At 41.4% G+C, this 17,037-nt stretch carries 23 protein-coding genes; 2 read left to right on the forward strand and 21 right to left on the reverse strand.

Annotated features, from left to right (window positions below):
• Window positions 1–120: 120 nt before the first annotated feature.
• Both ACN076_RS06585 and mnmE read left to right on the forward strand, forming a co-directional pair.
• Window positions 121–303, forward strand: coding sequence for a 4-oxalocrotonate tautomerase (locus ACN076_RS06585; protein WP_001117401.1), 183 nt, complete (start codon window positions 121–123; stop codon window positions 301–303).
• A 137-nt stretch (window positions 304–440) separates the two neighbouring features.
• Window positions 441–1,814 (forward strand): tRNA uridine-5-carboxymethylaminomethyl(34) synthesis GTPase MnmE, encoded by a 1,374-nt coding sequence (gene mnmE / locus ACN076_RS06590; protein WP_101784809.1) that lies wholly within the window; start codon window positions 441–443, stop codon window positions 1,812–1,814.
• A gap of 45 nt (window positions 1,815–1,859) precedes the next feature.
• Here the strand turns inward: mnmE and dapA are convergent, their stop codons facing one another.
• The 21 genes from dapA to ACN076_RS06695 form a co-directional block, all read right to left on the reverse strand.
• The gene (gene dapA, locus ACN076_RS06595) at window positions 1,860–2,795 is read right to left on the reverse strand and encodes a 4-hydroxy-tetrahydrodipicolinate synthase (protein ID WP_000121606.1); all 936 of its coding nucleotides are present in this window, start codon (window positions 2,793–2,795) and stop codon (window positions 1,860–1,862) included.
• Between the two features lie 55 nt (window positions 2,796–2,850).
• Window positions 2,851–3,927, reverse strand: a complete 1,077-nt coding sequence (locus tag ACN076_RS06600) for an aspartate-semialdehyde dehydrogenase (protein ID WP_153192356.1) — start codon at window positions 3,925–3,927, stop codon at window positions 2,851–2,853.
• A 1,167-nt stretch (window positions 3,928–5,094) separates the two neighbouring features.
• A complete protein-coding gene (locus ACN076_RS06605) occupies window positions 5,095–6,045 on the reverse strand; it encodes an N-acetylmuramoyl-L-alanine amidase (protein WP_420789641.1) in 951 nt (316 codons plus the stop codon).
• Between the two features lie 2 nt (window positions 6,046–6,047).
• On the reverse strand, window positions 6,048–6,305 hold the full coding sequence (locus tag ACN076_RS06610) for a phage holin (RefSeq protein WP_261103743.1): 258 nt from the start codon (window positions 6,303–6,305) through the stop codon (window positions 6,048–6,050).
• A gap of 18 nt (window positions 6,306–6,323) precedes the next feature.
• The gene (locus tag ACN076_RS06615; RefSeq protein ID WP_420789642.1) at window positions 6,324–7,034 is read right to left on the reverse strand and encodes a hypothetical protein; all 711 of its coding nucleotides are present in this window, start codon (window positions 7,032–7,034) and stop codon (window positions 6,324–6,326) included.
• Window positions 7,035–7,039: 5 nt separating this feature from the next.
• Complete coding sequence (locus tag ACN076_RS06620) at window positions 7,040–7,360, reverse strand: hypothetical protein (RefSeq protein ID WP_420789643.1); 321 nt, start codon at window positions 7,358–7,360, stop codon at window positions 7,040–7,042.
• A gap of 4 nt (window positions 7,361–7,364) precedes the next feature.
• The gene (locus ACN076_RS06625; protein ID WP_261127952.1) at window positions 7,365–7,823 is read right to left on the reverse strand and encodes a hypothetical protein; all 459 of its coding nucleotides are present in this window, start codon (window positions 7,821–7,823) and stop codon (window positions 7,365–7,367) included.
• Window positions 7,824–7,837: 14 nt separating this feature from the next.
• On the reverse strand, window positions 7,838–8,275 hold the full coding sequence (locus ACN076_RS06630) for a hypothetical protein (RefSeq protein WP_061759909.1): 438 nt from the start codon (window positions 8,273–8,275) through the stop codon (window positions 7,838–7,840).
• Window positions 8,276–8,285: 10 nt separating this feature from the next.
• Window positions 8,286–8,438: a hypothetical protein gene (locus ACN076_RS06635; RefSeq protein WP_261127954.1), complete on the reverse strand. Its 153-nt coding sequence runs from the start codon at window positions 8,436–8,438 to the stop codon at window positions 8,286–8,288.
• Window positions 8,431–9,102, reverse strand: a complete 672-nt coding sequence (locus ACN076_RS06640) for a hypothetical protein (protein ID WP_420789644.1) — start codon at window positions 9,100–9,102, stop codon at window positions 8,431–8,433. Before ACN076_RS06640 ends, ACN076_RS06635 begins: the two co-directional genes overlap by 8 nt.
• A 6-nt stretch (window positions 9,103–9,108) precedes the next feature.
• Window positions 9,109–9,525 carry a hypothetical protein gene (locus tag ACN076_RS06645; RefSeq protein ID WP_420789645.1) on the reverse strand — a complete coding sequence of 139 codons (417 nt, stop codon included), beginning with the start codon at window positions 9,523–9,525 and terminating at the stop codon, window positions 9,109–9,111.
• A gap of 8 nt (window positions 9,526–9,533) precedes the next feature.
• The gene (locus ACN076_RS06650; protein ID WP_420789646.1) at window positions 9,534–10,013 is read right to left on the reverse strand and encodes a phage upper tail fiber protein; all 480 of its coding nucleotides are present in this window, start codon (window positions 10,011–10,013) and stop codon (window positions 9,534–9,536) included.
• A gap of 1 nt (window position 10,014) precedes the next feature.
• Window positions 10,015–10,458, reverse strand: coding sequence for a hypothetical protein (locus tag ACN076_RS06655; protein ID WP_420789647.1), 444 nt, complete (start codon window positions 10,456–10,458; stop codon window positions 10,015–10,017).
• Window positions 10,451–10,726 carry a hypothetical protein gene (locus tag ACN076_RS06660; protein ID WP_420789648.1) on the reverse strand — a complete coding sequence of 92 codons (276 nt, stop codon included), beginning with the start codon at window positions 10,724–10,726 and terminating at the stop codon, window positions 10,451–10,453. The genes ACN076_RS06655 and ACN076_RS06660 overlap by 8 nt, the downstream gene beginning before the upstream one ends.
• The gene (locus tag ACN076_RS06665) at window positions 10,719–11,312 is read right to left on the reverse strand and encodes a putative phage tail protein (protein ID WP_420789649.1); all 594 of its coding nucleotides are present in this window, start codon (window positions 11,310–11,312) and stop codon (window positions 10,719–10,721) included. Before ACN076_RS06665 ends, ACN076_RS06660 begins: the two co-directional genes overlap by 8 nt.
• Window positions 11,312–12,439: a baseplate J/gp47 family protein gene (locus tag ACN076_RS06670; protein ID WP_420789650.1), complete on the reverse strand. Its 1,128-nt coding sequence runs from the start codon at window positions 12,437–12,439 to the stop codon at window positions 11,312–11,314. The genes ACN076_RS06665 and ACN076_RS06670 overlap by 1 nt, the downstream gene beginning before the upstream one ends.
• Window positions 12,429–12,821 (reverse strand): DUF2634 domain-containing protein, encoded by a 393-nt coding sequence (locus ACN076_RS06675; RefSeq protein WP_023948079.1) that lies wholly within the window; start codon window positions 12,819–12,821, stop codon window positions 12,429–12,431. Before ACN076_RS06675 ends, ACN076_RS06670 begins: the two co-directional genes overlap by 11 nt.
• Window positions 12,822–12,823: 2 nt before the next feature.
• Window positions 12,824–13,126: a DUF2577 domain-containing protein gene (locus tag ACN076_RS06680; RefSeq protein WP_015973671.1), complete on the reverse strand. Its 303-nt coding sequence runs from the start codon at window positions 13,124–13,126 to the stop codon at window positions 12,824–12,826.
• Window positions 13,126–14,094: an XkdQ/YqbQ family protein gene (locus tag ACN076_RS06685; RefSeq protein ID WP_420789651.1), complete on the reverse strand. Its 969-nt coding sequence runs from the start codon at window positions 14,092–14,094 to the stop codon at window positions 13,126–13,128. The genes ACN076_RS06680 and ACN076_RS06685 overlap by 1 nt, the downstream gene beginning before the upstream one ends.
• Window positions 14,091–14,783, reverse strand: a complete 693-nt coding sequence (locus tag ACN076_RS06690) for a phage baseplate protein (protein WP_061759919.1) — start codon at window positions 14,781–14,783, stop codon at window positions 14,091–14,093. Before ACN076_RS06690 ends, ACN076_RS06685 begins: the two co-directional genes overlap by 4 nt.
• A 13-nt stretch (window positions 14,784–14,796) precedes the next feature.
• Window positions 14,797–17,025, reverse strand: coding sequence for a tape measure protein (locus ACN076_RS06695; protein WP_420789652.1), 2,229 nt, complete (start codon window positions 17,023–17,025; stop codon window positions 14,797–14,799).
• Window positions 17,026–17,037: the final 12 nt, after the last annotated feature.

Consider the following 17,037-nt stretch of genomic DNA (forward strand, 5'->3'; position numbering starts at 1 on the left):
TCTTGCTTCACGTCCATTTCTAAATTTTTGCTACATTCTAGTATATCATAATTTTCTTAAGCTTTAAACGGCAAAATGTGGTAAAATAGAAGAAATCAAAAACTAGTGGAGGAAGCTATTATGCCATTTGTACGCATCGATTTATTTGAAGGACGCACACTCGAGCAAAAGAAAGCTCTTGCTAAGGAAGTAACGGAAGCTGTTGTCCGTAACACTGGAGCACCTCAATCTGCTGTCCATGTCATCATCAACGACATGCCAGAAGGAACTTACTTCCCTCAAGGTGAAATGCGCACCAAATAATCTAGCTTAAGCAGAATTGCTTAGGCTTTTTCAATCTCCAAGTAGCATCCATTGAAGAAATAGTTCAAATTTGTTACAATTTGAAAAGAGACTTGGAAAAATTTCCAATAAAAGAGCTATTTATTAAAGGAAACATTATGATTACACGTGAATTTGATACCATCGTTGCTATCTCTACTCCACTAGGTGAAGGGGCTATTGGTATTGTCCGCCTGAGCGGAACAGAAAGTTTTGCTATTGCGCAAAAGATTTTTAAAGGAAAAGACTTGAGTAAGGTTGCTAGCCATACTCTTAACTACGGTCACATTGTTGACCCTCAGACAGGGAAGGTCATGGACGAGGTTATGGTTGGAGCTATGAAGTCTCCAAAGACCTTCACTCGTGAAGATATTATCGAGATTAACACCCACGGTGGGATTGCGGTGACCAATGAAATTCTCCAACTAGCGATCCGTGAAGGAGCTCGCTTGGCAGAACCTGGTGAATTTACCAAACGTGCCTTTCTAAACGGTCGTGTGGATTTGACACAGGCTGAGGCGGTCATGGATATCATCCGCGCCAAGACAGACAAGGCCATGAACATTGCGGTCAAACAACTTGATGGTTCCCTTTCTGATCTTATCAATAATACTCGTCAAGAAATCCTCAATACACTTGCCCAGGTCGAGGTCAATATTGATTATCCTGAGTATGACGATGTTGAGGAAGCCACTACTGCTGTTGTCCGAGAGAAGACTATGGAGTTTGAGCAATTGCTAACCAATCTCCTTAGGACAGCCCGCCGCGGTAAAATCCTCCGTGAGGGAATTTCAACAGCCATCATCGGACGTCCAAACGTTGGGAAATCCAGCCTCCTCAACAACCTCTTGCGTGAGGATAAGGCTATCGTTACAGACATTGCTGGTACTACTCGAGATGTCATCGAAGAATACGTCAACATCAATGGTGTTCCTCTCAAATTGATTGATACAGCTGGTATCCGTGAAACGGATGACATCGTGGAACAAATAGGTGTTGAGCGTTCGAAAAAAGCCCTCAAGGAAGCCGACTTGGTTCTACTGGTGCTAAATGCCAGTGAACCACTGACTGCTCAAGACAGACAACTTCTTGAAATTAGTCAGGATACTAACCGTATTATTCTACTTAATAAAACAGACCTGCCTGAAGCGATTGAAATTTCGGAACTACCTGAAGACGTTATTCGTATTTCAGTCCTTAAAAACCAAAACATCGATAAGATTGAAGAGAAAATCAACAACCTCTTCTTTGAGAATGCCGGTTTTGTTGAGCAAGATGCTACCTACTTGTCAAATGCCCGTCACATTTCCCTGATTGAAAAAGCAGTTGAAAGCCTACAAGCTGTTAACGAAGGTCTTGAACTAGGTATGCCAGTTGACTTGCTTCAAGTTGATTTGACTCGTACTTGGGAAATCCTCGGAAAAATCACTGGGGATGCTGCTCCTGATGAACTCATCACCCAACTCTTTAGCCAATTCTGCTTAGGAAAATAAGAAAAATCCATGATCGTTCTTGCGGTCATGGATTTTATTGTCTTATTAGTAATCTGGTCTTAAGACACCTGTTACGGTTGCTTTAGTTGCTTCGTAGTCGCCATCTACAACAACCTTGATAATGCGTTTTGCATCTTCTTCTGGTGCTGGAACTAGAGGTAATCGAGTTGGACCAGCTTCAAATCCCATATAGTTGAGAACGGCCTTGACAGGAGCAGGACTTGGATATGAGAAGAGGGCATTAACCTTAGGAATGAATTTACGTTGAATAGCTGCGGCTTTCTTCATATCGCTTTCTGCAATGGCAGTAAACATCTCGTGCATTTCATCCCCATTTGTATGTGATGCAACAGAAATAACCCCATCCGCACCAAGGTTCATGGCATGGAAAGCATCTCCATCCTCACCTGTATAAATCAAGAACTCTTCTGGCTTGTGCTCAATCAAGTAAGCCATATTAGCCAAGCTAGTACATTCTTTGACACCGATAATATTTGGATGGTCAGCCAAACGAAGCATGGTTTCTGGAGTCAATTCGACAACTACACGCCCTGGAATGTTATAGATAATAATTGGTAGGTCAGAAGCATCTGCAATGGCTTTAAAATGCTGATACATTCCTTCTTGAGAAGGTTTGTTGTAGTAAGGAACAATAGCAAGCCCAGCTGCGAAACCACCAAATTCCGCTACTTCTTTGACAAACTCGATCGAGTCACGCGTATCATTGGTACCTACACCCGCAATCAAAGGAACTCGTCCATTGACAATCTTTTGTACAGCCGCAAAGAGTTCCAACTCCTCATCGTGGGTTAAAGTTGGACTCTCAGCAGTCGTTCCAGCTAGAAGAATGCCGTCTGTATGATGGGCCAATAAATGCTCAATCAGGGCTGGAATGGCATCAAAGTTAATGGAACCATCCTCGTGAAAGGGGGTAATAAAAGCTGTGATGATTTTACACTCTTTTAAATCTTGATAAGACATGAAAACACCTCTCTATTTCAAAGAAGGAGTTCATCTGAACTCCTAAACGATATGACTATTTTAACTCAAATTTCAATTCAGCTGTTGGACGAACCAAGCCACGTTCATGAAGAGTTTCTGCAATCTGAACTGAGTTCCAAGCAGCACCTTTGAGAAGGTTATCTGAAACAACCCACATGTGGATACCTTTTTCTTCATCCAAGTCTTTACGGATGCGACCAACAAAGGTATCACGTGAACCCACTGCATTGATGGCTTGAGGATAAATTTGATGAGCAACATCATCTTCAAGGACAGCACCTGGGAAGGCTGCGATAGCTGCTTTCACTTCTTCGATTGGAGCCACTTCTTTTGTTTCGATGTAAACAGACTCAGAGTGAGCTGACAAGACTGGAATGCGCACACATGTTGCAGACACTGCGATACTATCATCTTCCATGATTTTCTTAGTTTCCTTGGTCATTTTCATCTCTTCGTAAGTGTAATCATTGTCAGTGAAAACATCAATTTGTGGAAGAGCGTTAAAGGCGATAGGATAGTGTTTCTTGTCACCACCTGAAGGCAAGATTTCAGCATGTAAATCACGTGGTTTCACTCCATCGTTCAAGACTTCACGAAGTTCACGTTGTGTCTCAAGAATTGCTCCCATACCAGCACCTGAAACTGCTTGGTAAGTTGAAACAATGATACGGTCCAATCCCCATTTTTGGCGAACTGGCTCAAGAGCTACCATCATTTGGATTGTTGAACAGTTAGGGCAGGCAATAATACCGTTGTGAGCATCAAGTGCGTGAGCATTGACCTCTGGTACAACCAAAGGAACATCTGGATTTTGACGGAAGTAGGATGTATTATCTACTACTACCGCTCCAGCTTTAACTGCGTATGGTGCATACTTAGCTGATGTAGAACCACCTGCTGAAAAGAGAGCAATATCAACTCCCTCAAAAGCTGTTTCAGTTGTTTCTTCAATCGTAATATCTTGATCTTTAAATTTTAAAGTCTTGCCTGCTGAACGTGCAGAAGCAAGTAAACGAATTTTATCGATTGGAAGTGTTGATTCTTCCAACATTTTTATCATCTGAGCTCCGACAGCACCTGTCGCGCCGACTACAGCAACTGTATATCCCATAAATAACCTCTTTCGGAATTTTCTAAAAATTTCTATAATAGATGTATTATACTACTTTTTCCATGAATTGCAAAGCTTTTTCATCATTTTTTGGAAAATAAAAATCCCCAGTCGCTAGACCAGGGACTAAGAGGCATCTTCATGTGATGAGCAGGTTCACACAACTCATCAAGGTCCGCTCCTGCGTTATGACCTCCTTATGCTCAATAGTAGTCCGAAGACTACCTATCGACTCATCGCATCTACTATTCTACTAAAGAGAATGACTTTTGTCAACAAACGAAACTCTTTATACTCTTCGAAAATCTCTTCAAACTTCGTCAGCGTCGCCTTACCGTATATATGTGACTGACTTCGTCAGTCTTATCTACAACCTCAAAAACATGTTTTGAGCTGACTTCGTCAGTTCTATCTACAACCTCAAAGCAGTGCTTTGAGCAACCTGCGGCTAGCTTCCTAGTTTGCTCTTTGATTTTCATTGAGTATTAGTTTTATTTACACAGCTGAATAGAAATATCTTTGAAACTTTTGATGCAGACATAACAAAAACCCTTGTAAATCAAGGGTTTTTCTGTATATTTAATGCTAATTGCCACCTTATCATACCTAAATTATCAGATTTTATCAGAATGAAAATCTCCTAAAATCAGGCTTTTTTGGTTTCATCTTCCGTTAAATAAAGATAACTTCAAAAAACTTTTGGGGCAGATTTGGGGCAAAGATATTTTTGATTCTAACAAAACACCGTTTTTGACAATAATCAAAAAACGAAAAGGATCTATTATTAACAAAATTTCGTTTTTGACAATAATACTCTGCCATCCCCCTCCCTATTCCTCAATTAAGCGCCTTTTTGAACAATAGGATTGTAATTCCTGTTTCTAATCGTTCAAAATGCCTGTTTTTGCAAAATAGAAATACAAACTTTAATTTTGTTAACGTCAACAAAATTGGCAACCAAGCGCTTTATAAAGCTATTTGTTGATGTCAACAAGTCAATTTCAGAGCAAAATAAAGATATTCAAGCGAAAAAGAACACTCCTAACCCTATATCTATAAATGTTTTTCAGGAATTTCAAGCGATTATCAAGCGTATTTTAGATCAAACAAAAAAACCGCAAGCCTGAGCCTGCGGTTAAAGAACATTTTAGAAAGTTTCCTTTCTATTTATTTAGCTGTAATCAAGCCTTCTGGCTCTACTGTGAACTCTGGCTTGTCTGCCATTGTTCCATCTGCCTTGATGTAGTACCAGCCTTGACCTGCTCTGACGAATTCATTAGATACCATGTTTCCACCCTTACTATCAAGGTAGTACCATGTATCCTTGTACTTGACCCAGCCTGTCTTCATGGCACCTTCTACATCAAAGTAGTACCACTTCTCAGCAATCTTCTTCCAGCCTGTGGCCATTGCTCCTGAATTGTCAAACCAGTACCAGTTGCCATCTGAGTGCTTATGCCAGCGGTCTGCAAGCATGTAGCCTGAACCGTCGAAGTAATACCAGGTTCCGTTGATTTTCTCAAACTTGTCTTTTGGATAGCTTCCATCTGAGTGTACATACCAATAGCCTGTATCATTCTTCTGCCAGCCTGTTTCGGCGCCTAGGCCGTTCTCAATATCTCGCTTAAACTGTTCACGGCTAACACCCCATTTAGCAAGATAAGGATACGGATCAACGTGGTCGCTACTGTTATCCGGCTGGTTATTGGTACAGTATTCATGAGTTTTGATACCTGCCAAGTCGTCTGTATCAAGAGTTTTCGGCAAACCTGCTTCATCTGCTAGATTTCGTAGCAATTCGATATAAAGGCGATAGTCTGTCATGAACTCTTCTTTAGTTGAATGGCTTTCAATCAATTCAACTGCTGCATAAGTCTCAGCGTTCCAACCGCCACCAACGTCCCACATTCCCTTGTTTACAGGACCTACCTGCATGACACGGCCATTTCCAACGACATGAGAAAAGAACCCTAGTCCAGGGTCCTTTCTGTAGTGGTAGTCCGCCTCGTTCTGAGCGGTTGAGTTTCGGTTGCCTGTTGAGTGGGCATGTACTTGACGGAAAGGCTCAAACCCAACAATCGGCAAGTCTGTACGTAGTCTACTTGTATCTATATCCATGCCTATTCCTCACTTGGTTTCTTGTATTCTAGCGCTCGTGTGCTGTCTGTGATTCCGCTTGTGGTTGGGTCATTGACCAAACCGATAGCAGTCAAGAATACGAATACCGCATTGACAAGCAAAATCAGCTTGTTGCCAATATCACCCAAATCCAGATGATATCCAAAGACTGCTGCACCAGCTTGCAAGACAAGCAAGAAGGCTGGGATTGCAGTCAGCCAAAAGTATTTATTCTTTAATCGTAGTTTCCAGTTAATCATTTGTTATTTTCCTTTCTATTATGGCAATGTTGTTGGCCACGGGTCGTCTGTTAGATAGCTGATTAAGCTGACACGAAGGTCTGTTATGTCATTATCATTCGGTATCCCATTGTTGAATTTTAACTCCATAAAATTTGACTCTCCTTCTCCGCCTACGTAACAACTTCCAACAAAAGAACCAGAATCATTGAACACTGCAGTTGAAAAAGAAGACTCGCTACGAAATCCAAACGGAATCCCACCTGGCTCCAATATACGCACACCATACGTACTTCCTTGAATTCTAAATTTTTCAGAACCACGGCTAACAATTTCAAATATCCCCCAGCCCAAGCCATCTAAATTATATAATATTTGATTGTTCATGCGTCTAACTTTAATGAACGCATTTCCCACTCTAGAAACATTGTTCAACGTCCTCCAACCAGTATCCCCTATCAACACCTTCCAGCCTGTGTTACCATTTCCACTCTCTTTTATCCATTTAAGAGCGCCATTGGTTACATTGACATCTACATAGGTCGTACCTATTTCGGCAGTGATACGGCCCTCTGGAGACCCTGTGCCACGGATTTCATGGCCTACGTTTTCTGGTAGCGGTAGAGTGACATTGTTACCCCCGACAATACCGAGGGTATTTCCTGTCAAGGTCAGCCTTGGTTCAGGCTTTTGGTTCAGAGATTTAACATCACGGCCGACTGCTTGAGCGAATTCCTCTAAATTGCTCATGGCAATCACGCTTTCGCAGCATTATATGTTGCGACCAAGTCAAGGTTTGCAAACTCGTCAATACGACGACCGAGGTCAGCTAGTTTTTGAACGACTGCGCCTTCAGTGCTACCACTCAATTTAGCGATTTCCTCAGCAAGCTCTTTAAGAGTGTTGAGATTCTCAGGTACCCCATCACCTAAAAGATCGTTCTTAACTGCGGTTTTTGCCTGCTCAATAGCCTGCGTTAAAGTAGCATTGTCAATCTTTGTATCTATTAACTGCTTCATCATCTTGCTATCCGCTCCCAATGCCTGAGCGAATGCAATTAATTTACTTGTGTCCATTGTTTCACACCTTTCCTAAGTTATAGTACATGAGCAGGTCTGGAATTTCCGGACATGCTCCACCTTCGCTAAGCTGTCTTTTAACTTCTTCAGCGATATCCAGCTCTTTGAGAGTATGAACTACCTCAAGAACCAATTCTTTATCCGACGCTTCAATTTCAATGTAAGTTTTTCGATCGCTTGGAAAGATATATCCCCCAGCCGAAATTTCTACACGGTATTTACCGTTTGGCAGAATGCTGTCTAAATTAAAACTAACAGATTGATCCTTGACGAGTGCTTTTGTCTTCCAACAATATTTATCTTTTGTTAGGGTTATAAGAGCTTCTTGCCCCTCAAGAGAAGTAATACCACGGAAATTTTCATCTTGCAATTCAAATCCGAAAGTAGAGGACAAATCTCCCTGCTTGACACGAACGCCTCCGTCAACCTGAGTCAAATTAGTCGTATTACTAAATCCCATTCCATGCCCCCTTTCTAATCATCTATTAAGATGCCTTCTTTGATATCCAATTTTTCAAAATCGCTGAATAAACGGTCTATGTAGCCATTACCTCCTAGAGTTTTATAGCTTTTATGCATGCTTTCCACTAGGGAGAATTCATCTCTAGAGGTATATCCTCTGTTAATAGCTCGTCGCATATCACGGTCAAGGCGCAACTTCATGGTATTTAGATGCGCCTCATCGTGAATTTTTAATTTTTCTTGCACTTCGTCGATTTTGGAATTGCTATCTTTAGCGGTAGTCTGGACATCTTTAATCTGTTTCTTAACATCGGTTAGTTCGGAGACGATTTTCTCCGTCTCTTCTTTGGCTTTTTTCGGCAATTTGTAGCTAAGCCAAGCGATGATAATTGGTGAAGCCGATGGTAGCACGTTCATGAAGAAATGTTCTATCTGTTGTAAGACGTCCATAAACACCTCTCTAGTTCGCCAAATTACTCAAGCCAAGGCGTTCCAATTCTTTGCGTACACGGTCTTTAAAACGTTTATTGACAAATGAAAAGTCAATCGCTCCGCGTTTCAATAGGTTGATGTACATGTCGATTTTAGCTTGGTCTAATGTAATTCTACTCATTGTTGCTACCTCCATTGTTTTCACTAGTGCTCGCTTCGCTTGTCGGTGTAGGAATTTCATGTTCTGTCTCGCTTTCTGTTGGTTGTTCTACTGCTGGTGCAGGTTGTGTAGGCGCTTCTGCTACTGGTTGTTCAGTAGTTGGTTGCGCTGGTGCTGGTTCAGATACGACCACGTTGGGAACTCCGTTTGTAGCCACTTCTGTAGCTGGTTGGGGTTCTGGTTGAACCGGTGGAGTTACTGGAGCAGGTTCAACAGAGTGTGTTTCTGGCTCGGCAACATGAGGTGTTTCTTCATGTCCCTCTGCTTCGTCCTCATTCTCATGATCGATACCATTGTGTTTCTCAAGCACTTCCAAGCGTACCAGGATTTCCTCGATATCGTCAGTGTTACGTAAGCTGAGCTTCTGCATGCCTTCCATAAGCTGATTCGCTTGTTCAAGCGCTGCAGTCGTTTTAGCCAATTGTTCTTGGTTCTTAACGATAGCACTAGTTGGGTCAAGTTCAGTTCGTAGAATCTCTTTGACTGCTTCAATGAGCATTTCGTCTGTATCACCCAAATGGTCGCCCTCTAACTCGCGAGTGAAAAAAGTAAACGGCTTGTCACATTGAATAGAGACTTCCGTCTTGCCAACTCTAAAAAATTTATTTACTAATACAAATTCCATGTTAAATTACCTCTTTTTTTTATAAAATAATGTCGAATCATACTTAGAAAGAAATTTATTTTTATCGCCGGGATTTGCAAAATAAATTATAATTCTAACGTTCGTTTGATTGGCTATTCCAGTATGACTTTCTACGCTCACAGATACATTCTTAAATTTATAACCATTTCTTTCAACTACAATAGTTGAACGGTATGCTTCATATCCTTCCGATCTGGTTGGTCCATGCCCTCCAGAACCATAGAATCCATTCGCATTACTTAGCATATACTCAACGCTATTGCTATTAGCGTTGGATGACGTAAAATTATATGGAAACGACCCAATCAATACCAGGTTAAACTTCTCCCAAACCAAACGATTACCAACATATCTTTGGACAATCTCATGTCCTCCGACATAGATTCCTTCTCTTGTAGCCATAGCATCACCTACTCATACACATCATAGATTGTGTTGGGGTCTTTAGTGCTAATTGCATTATATTGCGCCTTTGACCCATACCAATACTTCATTTGTTGATTTCCATTTTGGTTAATCAGCTTGTGTGCAACTACTTCGGACGGTGTACTTGGAATCCCAAGCGCTGATCTGTTTACTCGTAAAACACCCGAGCTATCGACTGTAATCGTTGAATTGTCAGGTCGCACTACACCAGCCTGCCCACTAGTTGCAGTTTTGGCTTTCATCACACCATTTGACACCTCTGTTGTCTGGTTATCAGGTCTGACGATACCGTTTGAGTTCGACGTAGCTACTGATACATTGCTACTGATTCCATTTTTTAATGTCTGCACAGATACTTTCTTCAACCCACGACCATCATGAATCATGATGTTGTCCGAGTTGTTGACCTGACTAGCCTGTGGCAAATCAGTTACTTTTCGTGTCTGTGTACTAATTACTGCCATCTTATACCTCCATAATATATTTCCAATCGGCAACAATCACATGACCGTTTTCATCAGCAAGCAAGGTATGTTCTGTACCGTCGTCTGTACGAATCGGAGCAGTGAAGTCGTTCTGTAAGAACATGTACTCGATAGCATTTAGTCTATCTTCGTGTTCCTGAAACTCACGCTTTAAAGCCTCTACTGACTCATAGCTTGCTTGTCTTACGTTGTCTACGTTACCTAGCCCAACTTGGTGCTTCGTAACGCTATGTGGATTGTTTCGGTTGTTGATGTGACCAGTTAGGTCAACCTTCTCAGCCTTGCTTCTAGTGACCTCATCAATCTTTTCAGGAAGACCGTCGATGTCTGCTACCTTGTGCCTGTGACTTAAGTCGGCTTTGTTTTCCCAACGTTGCGCATCTTCAACGCCGATAATGTCTCTTGACCTCCAGATTTTAGCCATCTGTTAGCACCTCCAATCTATATTTGAATCGTGTTGTTGTTTCAATCGGTACGTACACATCGATGACAGACTGAGGTACGTTTGAACTGTCTAGCAACTCAATCTTATTGATTTCTCTGATTGAGTCTGGAACTAAGAAATCAATCAAAACAAAATGCTGCTCTCGTTGTTTCTGTATCGTCACAATTTGATTATCGTTCAATCTTGCTTTGTTGATTTTAGCTAGTACGGTTTCTGTAACTGTATTTAGTAACGTTTCTTTAATCATTGAATAAAACCTCCTCTTGTGGTCCTTCATACTCAAAAGGTGTCACTCCTACAACTGCATAACCTGCTCTAGCGAAATCTACTGACGTCTTGAATAACCGTTCTTTCAGCTTGACTCGTTCTGTTACTGTCGGGATATGTGTATAGCCCATATTTGCTGGTTTGATTGCATTGACAAAAATGACCGATTCTCTGAAAAGTCCGCTCGTTTCCGCTCCAGACTCAATCAGCAAGACCTGATTAGCGAAATCTACTGAAGCTTTGTACTTTCCTTTCCCGAAAAGGTCGTCTAGTTTGCGAATTAAAAACCACCATGAAAATGGTGGTCTCATATTGATCCGCAACAAAACACGCTCTCTTCTCCACTCCAACGTATCGTCAGCGTGAGCAACAATACCGTAGACTTCTTCAAATTTCGTTAACGTAGGAACATCGCAGAGCATAATGAACTGATTCTTGATGAACTGCTCTAACGAGATAGTACCGTCTTTAAACAGAGCATTTTCAACCCGAACCAGTTCTTTCATATCCTTGACGCTCTCGTAGTAATCTGGAACGTATTCAGATAAGTTTACTTCTTTTACCATTAAACCGTCCTCACTGTTCCTTTATACGGCAATTGTTGTAATTGTCCTGTAAAAACAAGTGCTAAATCAGCTTCGCGGTTATTCAATTTCATCTTATCAACGTTTGCAACACCGCTGATGGTCAGTAGTCTGGCCATTAACTGCGAGCGATAGATTTTCATACTGTAGGTATTGACATCTGAGTATTGCGCCCAGTTCTTTCTCAAGTCTAAAAAATACTGGTCTAGAGCCTTGTCTACCAGTTCTTTTACTTGATTTAGCTGATATCCTGTCATCAACTCAAGTTTAAACTCAATATCAATTGGGAAGCGTGTCGCAGTCGTAACCGTCACACGATGGTTAATAGGAGCAAGTCCAACGCCTTTTCCAGTATATTCTAATGGATCCAGAACGTTTTGCACCTTCTTGATTGTCTCAGCAGATGCCAGGTTCAAGTCATTGTCTAATACAACCACTTTAACCGTTCCTGAGCCATTCCACACTGGGTAAACCTGAACAGCACCAACACCGTCAATTTCACGAACACGCTGAACGTACTCGATGAAGTTACCACCAAAAGGCTTCTCATTGACGTAAATCAAGAAACGCTTCCGCAATTCATCGTCAGTTTCTTCATCTTGCCCAGATGTAACGATTTCCCCCAACACAGCAGTAGCGAGGTTCCTGTAGTTTTCTAAGGGTAAGATATTGCCATAGTAGCGATTTCCGACAACACCAGTTGTCTCACACTCTACTTCATACTTACCAGCTACATCTGTCGCTCGAACTACCTTGTAGATGAGTGCAGCATCGTCAATTGTCGCAAAACGAGAACCTAAAGCGATTTGTACACCTTCTTTTCTCTCGTTTTTAAACTCCGCAAAGCGTACTGCTTTTTTTGAAGGATAACGATGCAGGCCGAACTCTTCAACCTTGTAGTCTAGGTATTGGCCAATAGCAGTCTGTGGAAATGTATCTAGCAGTAGATTTTTCAACTGCAAATAAAAACCAGCTAACTCGTAGCAAGCAGGCGCCAATGCGTCATAGATGATAGAACCTTCCCGTGTATCAATATTTTCATTGACACGAGAAAGAGCGTCATTCATCAGATAATCAAACGTGTATTTTTCTAAGAAATCACCTATCATTAATCAGCGTCACCTCCTTTTCAACTTTAAATAAACCGGATATAGTATGGACTTCAAAGACACAAAGCAAGCTGTCCTTGGTTTGTTGCTCGATGAAGAAATTTTGGACACTTTTAATTCTTGTATCAACTAACAAGGCTTGAGAAATTGTTCTCTCAAGGTCAGCTTTTACAAAATCATAAGGCTTTCCAATCAAACGCTCTAATTCTACTCCGTAGTTTGAAGAGTAGATGACCCACTCAAACCGTTCTGTAAGCAAAATCTTTTCAACTGCTTGCCTCATGGCTTCTAATCCATCTATATATCCGTGTATTCTGCCATTTTTAACTTGATAAGTGTAGGATGGCAAAACAACTTCTTCAATGTTTCGTATATCTACCATCTTCACTCCATCCTTTGTAAAACGTAGTATAATTGCCCGTTCTGGGCTTTAATCATTAAGACTTTGTCTCCTGCTTCAAGATCACGAAAAACAATCCATCTCTTGTTGTCTCCTTCAGTATCTCCAGTGCGTAGTTCTTTAACCATCGGACTTAGAACTAAAAAAGACTCAGGGATTTCAAGTTTATTATTAACCTTGATTGTCAGAGGAGAAACAGATGTGACAGAGCCAAAAACAATATCTGTTCTGTCTGTCCCATCATCTACTCCTTGCGCCAAAAGGCGTGCTAATAACTCTCCTGCCATTATTCTAGCGTCCTCAATTCTAAATCCATTGTATGCACCTTATCCCACTTGTGGGTACATTTAGAGATGATGCCAAGACTGTTCTTCTTAATCCCTTCAGACTCTAAATCAGCAAAATCCAACACAACACTGTTGCCTGCACTGATTCCAAGATGTCCTAAACAAGGGACTTTAAAAATCTTTTTAGGATGATTTTTAGCTTTCAATAAGAGTTCGGCCTTCTGTTGAATCTGACTCTCATTCATCTTTTCATCCACTTTTTCGTGGTACTGCAACTTACCCCAAAGAGCAACATTCTTAGAGTCTTTCACGACGTAAACTTCACGCTTCTTACTCTGCTTGTTGTCTTTAGTCAGCTTCACATAGTTGTAACTATCATCGATAGAGCCTTCATAGTCAAAGTCTGTAGCCACGCTATCATCTCCAATCACTAAATCAGTAATCAGCGAATTTAATGCTATATGCTCGACTGTACCGAAGTTATCTCTGATGATGTACCACATGCCGCCATGAATCAAAGTTAAGTCCAAAGCGTTCTGGATCATCGCAAAATAAGTTTTTTTATCCTCGATTTTCTCAGGACACGTCCAGTTACCTTCATCAACAACTTTGTACTCAAGTTCTGATATTTCGCAAATCTTACTAAAGATTTCATGACTCTTAGAGGCTTCAAACACTATTGTGTCAGTGTTTTTCAGATACCTCATTCTGTCATAAGCGGTAACCGACCATTTCTTGGCTGATTTCCGCTTTTTCTTAAAAACTTTGCCGTAAAAAATGCCCTTATCATCCACCTTGAAGCGAATAACATCCCCAAAGTTACAAGCGACCTGCGAGTCTATAATCATATCAAACTCAAGTTTCCCCGGCTGAAAATCAATGCTAGTTTCCCATTTGACACCTCCGACCAACTCAGTGATATCAAAGACTTTACCGTCATTCACATCTTGAATCAGAAATTCCATCATAGGACTTGCACCGAATCAGCAGTAACCCAACCACGCCAACCGCCATCCAGCATGGTAACGTGATAAGGATGCGACCCTTTCATATTGATATAATTGACAAGCCTAGTTGCGTTTGACTCAGTTTGACCAGGCCCTTCTCCGTAGCTATCTCTATGCAGCTGCCCATTGACGAGCACCTTTGCACCGATAGTCACTTCTTTCTTAGTTGAGGGAGCTTGTTCTTTCTGAGGCTGACTAGCTTTCTTCTCCTCTGATACCTTCTTTTCGATTTTTACAAACCGAGCCTTGGCCATCTTGTACTCTTTGAAAGTGATGTCGTAGTAAACATCCTCATGAATGCCAGCTTTTCTTTGTTGCTCAAAACTCTCAACTGTCGCAAGCATATTGATACCCACGCCAGAGATAATCAAGCGACAAGGTTCTTTCCCGTCCATGATTTTCTTTAAGAGTCGGACATAGGTTTCAGGCGTCCCTGATTTATTCAGGACATAAGAGCGAAAAGTGTCTCTAGGGAAGAATGAAGTGAAAGTAACCTCAGAGAGTTTTGGAAAACTCATCTGGGTTATTTCTCCTAGCGCAATACTCGTTGTTGACTCATTATTTGCGCTATTCTTTGTTTTCAGTTCTTCAGGATTGACAGGAAGTTGTGTGACCTGACCTTTGTACTCCACGAAAATACCAATCGCCATTTCTTGTTACCTCCTACGCAATTCCTAGGTCGCTATCGACCAATCCGATAATCTTTTCTTCAATCTTGCCAACTAGATCATTGATATCTTGTTCAGTAGCGCTATTTTTAGACTCGTAATTGACACTAACTTGAGGTGTTAGAACTTGGTAATCAATGATGTACTTACGTTCTGCAACATCACGCATCATCTTGATATCTTCGTCTTTCAGCTTGACTTCATCTTCAATCTTACCGACGTTACCAATGTTCTTGCCTTTACCTAACTTGTCTCCAAGGCCTTTGCCACCGCCACCTTCCGGAGCACCTGCTCCTGCTGGTGTTTGGTTCATTTGGTCAAATTTAGAAGCAAGTTCGTCTTGTTTCTTCATTTTGTCTCCAAATCCCTTCATAGCGTCACCGATACCATTAAAGAAATTCTTTGTCCCTTGGTATGCTGCCACAGAATCAATCATAGGATCCTTCAATCCTTCTGTTGGGTTATGAAGTTCCAATCCTTCTCTTTTTATACCACCAAAAGAAGCTTTTACAGGCACAGGACCAGGATCTAAACCATCAGCTAGACCTCGAATTGAGTTGCCAAGTCCTCCATTGTATGACATAGCACCAATTTGACCGACCTCTCCTATTTTAGGAGCACCGGGGATTTTATTTATTGCTCTAATAATCCAGTTTATAGCCTTAATAGCCCTATTGGCACCAGCTATAAAAGCATTACCTATAGATGTAGCAACGTTAGCTGCGCCATCTGCGATTCTAGCGAAACCATCCAACGTTCCTTTAGCAAAATCATAAAATGCTTTCTTAATCGCCCAAACTACTGCTAGAAATGTATTTCCAATTGCATCCGATACTTCTATCCCTGCATTATAAAGCCATGTAAAGACATTGATAATCACAGAGCCTAAGAATATAAACAAGTTGATGATGAATAGTATGACATTGTATACTGTTTCTCCTATATACACGAACATACTAATAATGGTAGCTGCAACATCTACAAAAGAAATACCCAACTCACTCAAAGCGCCCGCAATTGCAATAACAATTGCGATGATTAAGAGTATTTGCCAGTTAGCTATTGCCCATGCAGCTGCAACTGCCAAACCTGCAATGACACCCACTGTAGCCAAAAGTTCAAAAGCAGTAATTACAAAATTAGCGTGTTCTGTCACCCAGTCCCAACCTGCAACAAAGAGATTAAAGAGCCATAATGCTATCTGGCCAATCGCAAACATTGCAGTTTCTAAACCTGCCATGAAGTTTTGTCCAGCGGTACTATTTATAAACTCTTGCCATGCTTGAATTAAAGGCTGAAATGCGTATGAAGCTACGTTGCCAACCTGAGTCATCATATCAGCAAAGGTCATTGGCATTTTTGCAAATTCAGCGTTTGTTTCAACTGCTGAACCAAGCAAGGCACTCTTAAGGATATCTCCTGTTAATTGGCCATCTTTAGCCATTCCTCTCAATTGGCCAACGCTGACGCCAAGGTGTCTAGCTAGTTTTTGGGCAACAAGTGGAGCATTTTCCATCATAGAGTTAAACTCATCACCACGAAGAACCCCTGAAGCAAGGGCCTGTGTGATTTGAAGCGTCCCTGCTTTTTGTTGTTCTAAACTTGCACCACCGATTTTATACAGCTTATTCAACTGTTCAGCGAATGCAATAGCTTCATCGTTGCTTTTAAAGGCTTCCCCAGCTTGTGAGCGTAGTTTAGCCACAGAGTCTGCCATGATACCGAAACCAGTCCTTGAGCGTTGCGCTGCTGCCATGATACTATCTTGTAATTCTTGACCTGTCTTAGTGCCATCTTCTATTGTCTTAAGCCTTGCCATAGTCTGAATATAATCATCTCCTGACTTAATCAGACCACTCATTAAATTAGCCATTTGCCTCAAGGCTTGAATAGCAACCATGAAATTCAAAGCACGAGAAATAGAGGTCATTCGACCAAGCATGGATGTAGCAACACCTAAGCCGCCAACAAGTGGCCCAGTTGAAGGAAGTTTAGGAGTGACAGGTGCCGCCATTTTAGGCGCTACAGGGCTAGTGGCTTTAGGCGCAGTTAAATTCTTAGGCATATCTGCTTTGACTTTAATCGTTGCAGTCTGCGTCATCCTCTTAACACGTCTATCCAACTCGCCGAACTTAGCAATAGTCCTGTTGATTGTGTTATTAATTCGATTTAAAGGGCTTGAGAAATTATCTCTAAGCGCTAGCGTCTGCATTAATGTAGTCATCTTCTACCGTCT

The sequence above is a fragment of the Streptococcus sp. K0074 genome, from assembly GCF_048843365.1.
Taxonomy (GTDB): Bacteria; Bacillota; Bacilli; order Lactobacillales; family Streptococcaceae; genus Streptococcus; species Streptococcus mitis_BM.

Excerpts from the sequence above, each read along its gene's own strand:
- ACN076_RS06585 (WP_001117401.1), top strand. The coding sequence starts at position 121 with ATGCCATTTGTACGCATCGATTTATTTGAAGGACGCACACTCGAGCAA.
- mnmE (WP_101784809.1), top strand. The coding sequence starts at position 441 with ATGATTACACGTGAATTTGATACCATCGTTGCTATCTCTACTCCACTA.
- dapA (WP_000121606.1), bottom strand. The coding sequence starts at position 2,795 with ATGTCTTATCAAGATTTAAAAGAGTGTAAAATCATCACAGCTTTTATT.
- ACN076_RS06600 (WP_153192356.1), bottom strand. The coding sequence starts at position 3,927 with ATGGGATATACAGTTGCTGTAGTCGGCGCGACAGGTGCTGTCGGAGCT.
- ACN076_RS06605 (WP_420789641.1), bottom strand. The coding sequence starts at position 6,045 with ATGGATATAGATACAAGTAGACTACGTACAGACTTGCCGATTGTTGGG.
- ACN076_RS06610 (WP_261103743.1), bottom strand. The coding sequence starts at position 6,305 with ATGATTAACTGGAAACTACGATTAAAGAATAAATACTTTTGGCTGACT.
- ACN076_RS06615 (WP_420789642.1), bottom strand. The coding sequence starts at position 7,034 with ATGAGCAATTTAGAGGAATTCGCTCAAGCAGTCGGCCGTGATGTTAAA.
- ACN076_RS06620 (WP_420789643.1), bottom strand. The coding sequence starts at position 7,360 with ATGGACACAAGTAAATTAATTGCATTCGCTCAGGCATTGGGAGCGGAT.
- ACN076_RS06625 (WP_261127952.1), bottom strand. The coding sequence starts at position 7,823 with ATGGGATTTAGTAATACGACTAATTTGACTCAGGTTGACGGAGGCGTT.
- ACN076_RS06630 (WP_061759909.1), bottom strand. The coding sequence starts at position 8,275 with ATGGACGTCTTACAACAGATAGAACATTTCTTCATGAACGTGCTACCA.
- ACN076_RS06635 (WP_261127954.1), bottom strand. The coding sequence starts at position 8,438 with ATGAGTAGAATTACATTAGACCAAGCTAAAATCGACATGTACATCAAC.
- ACN076_RS06640 (WP_420789644.1), bottom strand. The coding sequence starts at position 9,102 with ATGGAATTTGTATTAGTAAATAAATTTTTTAGAGTTGGCAAGACGGAA.
- ACN076_RS06645 (WP_420789645.1), bottom strand. The coding sequence starts at position 9,525 with ATGGCTACAAGAGAAGGAATCTATGTCGGAGGACATGAGATTGTCCAA.
- ACN076_RS06650 (WP_420789646.1), bottom strand. The coding sequence starts at position 10,013 with ATGGCAGTAATTAGTACACAGACACGAAAAGTAACTGATTTGCCACAG.
- ACN076_RS06655 (WP_420789647.1), bottom strand. The coding sequence starts at position 10,458 with ATGGCTAAAATCTGGAGGTCAAGAGACATTATCGGCGTTGAAGATGCG.
- ACN076_RS06660 (WP_420789648.1), bottom strand. The coding sequence starts at position 10,726 with ATGATTAAAGAAACGTTACTAAATACAGTTACAGAAACCGTACTAGCT.
- ACN076_RS06665 (WP_420789649.1), bottom strand. The coding sequence starts at position 11,312 with ATGGTAAAAGAAGTAAACTTATCTGAATACGTTCCAGATTACTACGAG.
- ACN076_RS06670 (WP_420789650.1), bottom strand. The coding sequence starts at position 12,439 with ATGATAGGTGATTTCTTAGAAAAATACACGTTTGATTATCTGATGAAT.
- ACN076_RS06675 (WP_023948079.1), bottom strand. The coding sequence starts at position 12,821 with ATGGTAGATATACGAAACATTGAAGAAGTTGTTTTGCCATCCTACACT.
- ACN076_RS06680 (WP_015973671.1), bottom strand. The coding sequence starts at position 13,126 with ATGGCAGGAGAGTTATTAGCACGCCTTTTGGCGCAAGGAGTAGATGAT.
- ACN076_RS06685 (WP_420789651.1), bottom strand. The coding sequence starts at position 14,094 with ATGATGGAATTTCTGATTCAAGATGTGAATGACGGTAAAGTCTTTGAT.
- ACN076_RS06690 (WP_061759919.1), bottom strand. The coding sequence starts at position 14,783 with ATGGCGATTGGTATTTTCGTGGAGTACAAAGGTCAGGTCACACAACTT.
- ACN076_RS06695 (WP_420789652.1), bottom strand. The coding sequence starts at position 17,025 with ATGACTACATTAATGCAGACGCTAGCGCTTAGAGATAATTTCTCAAGC.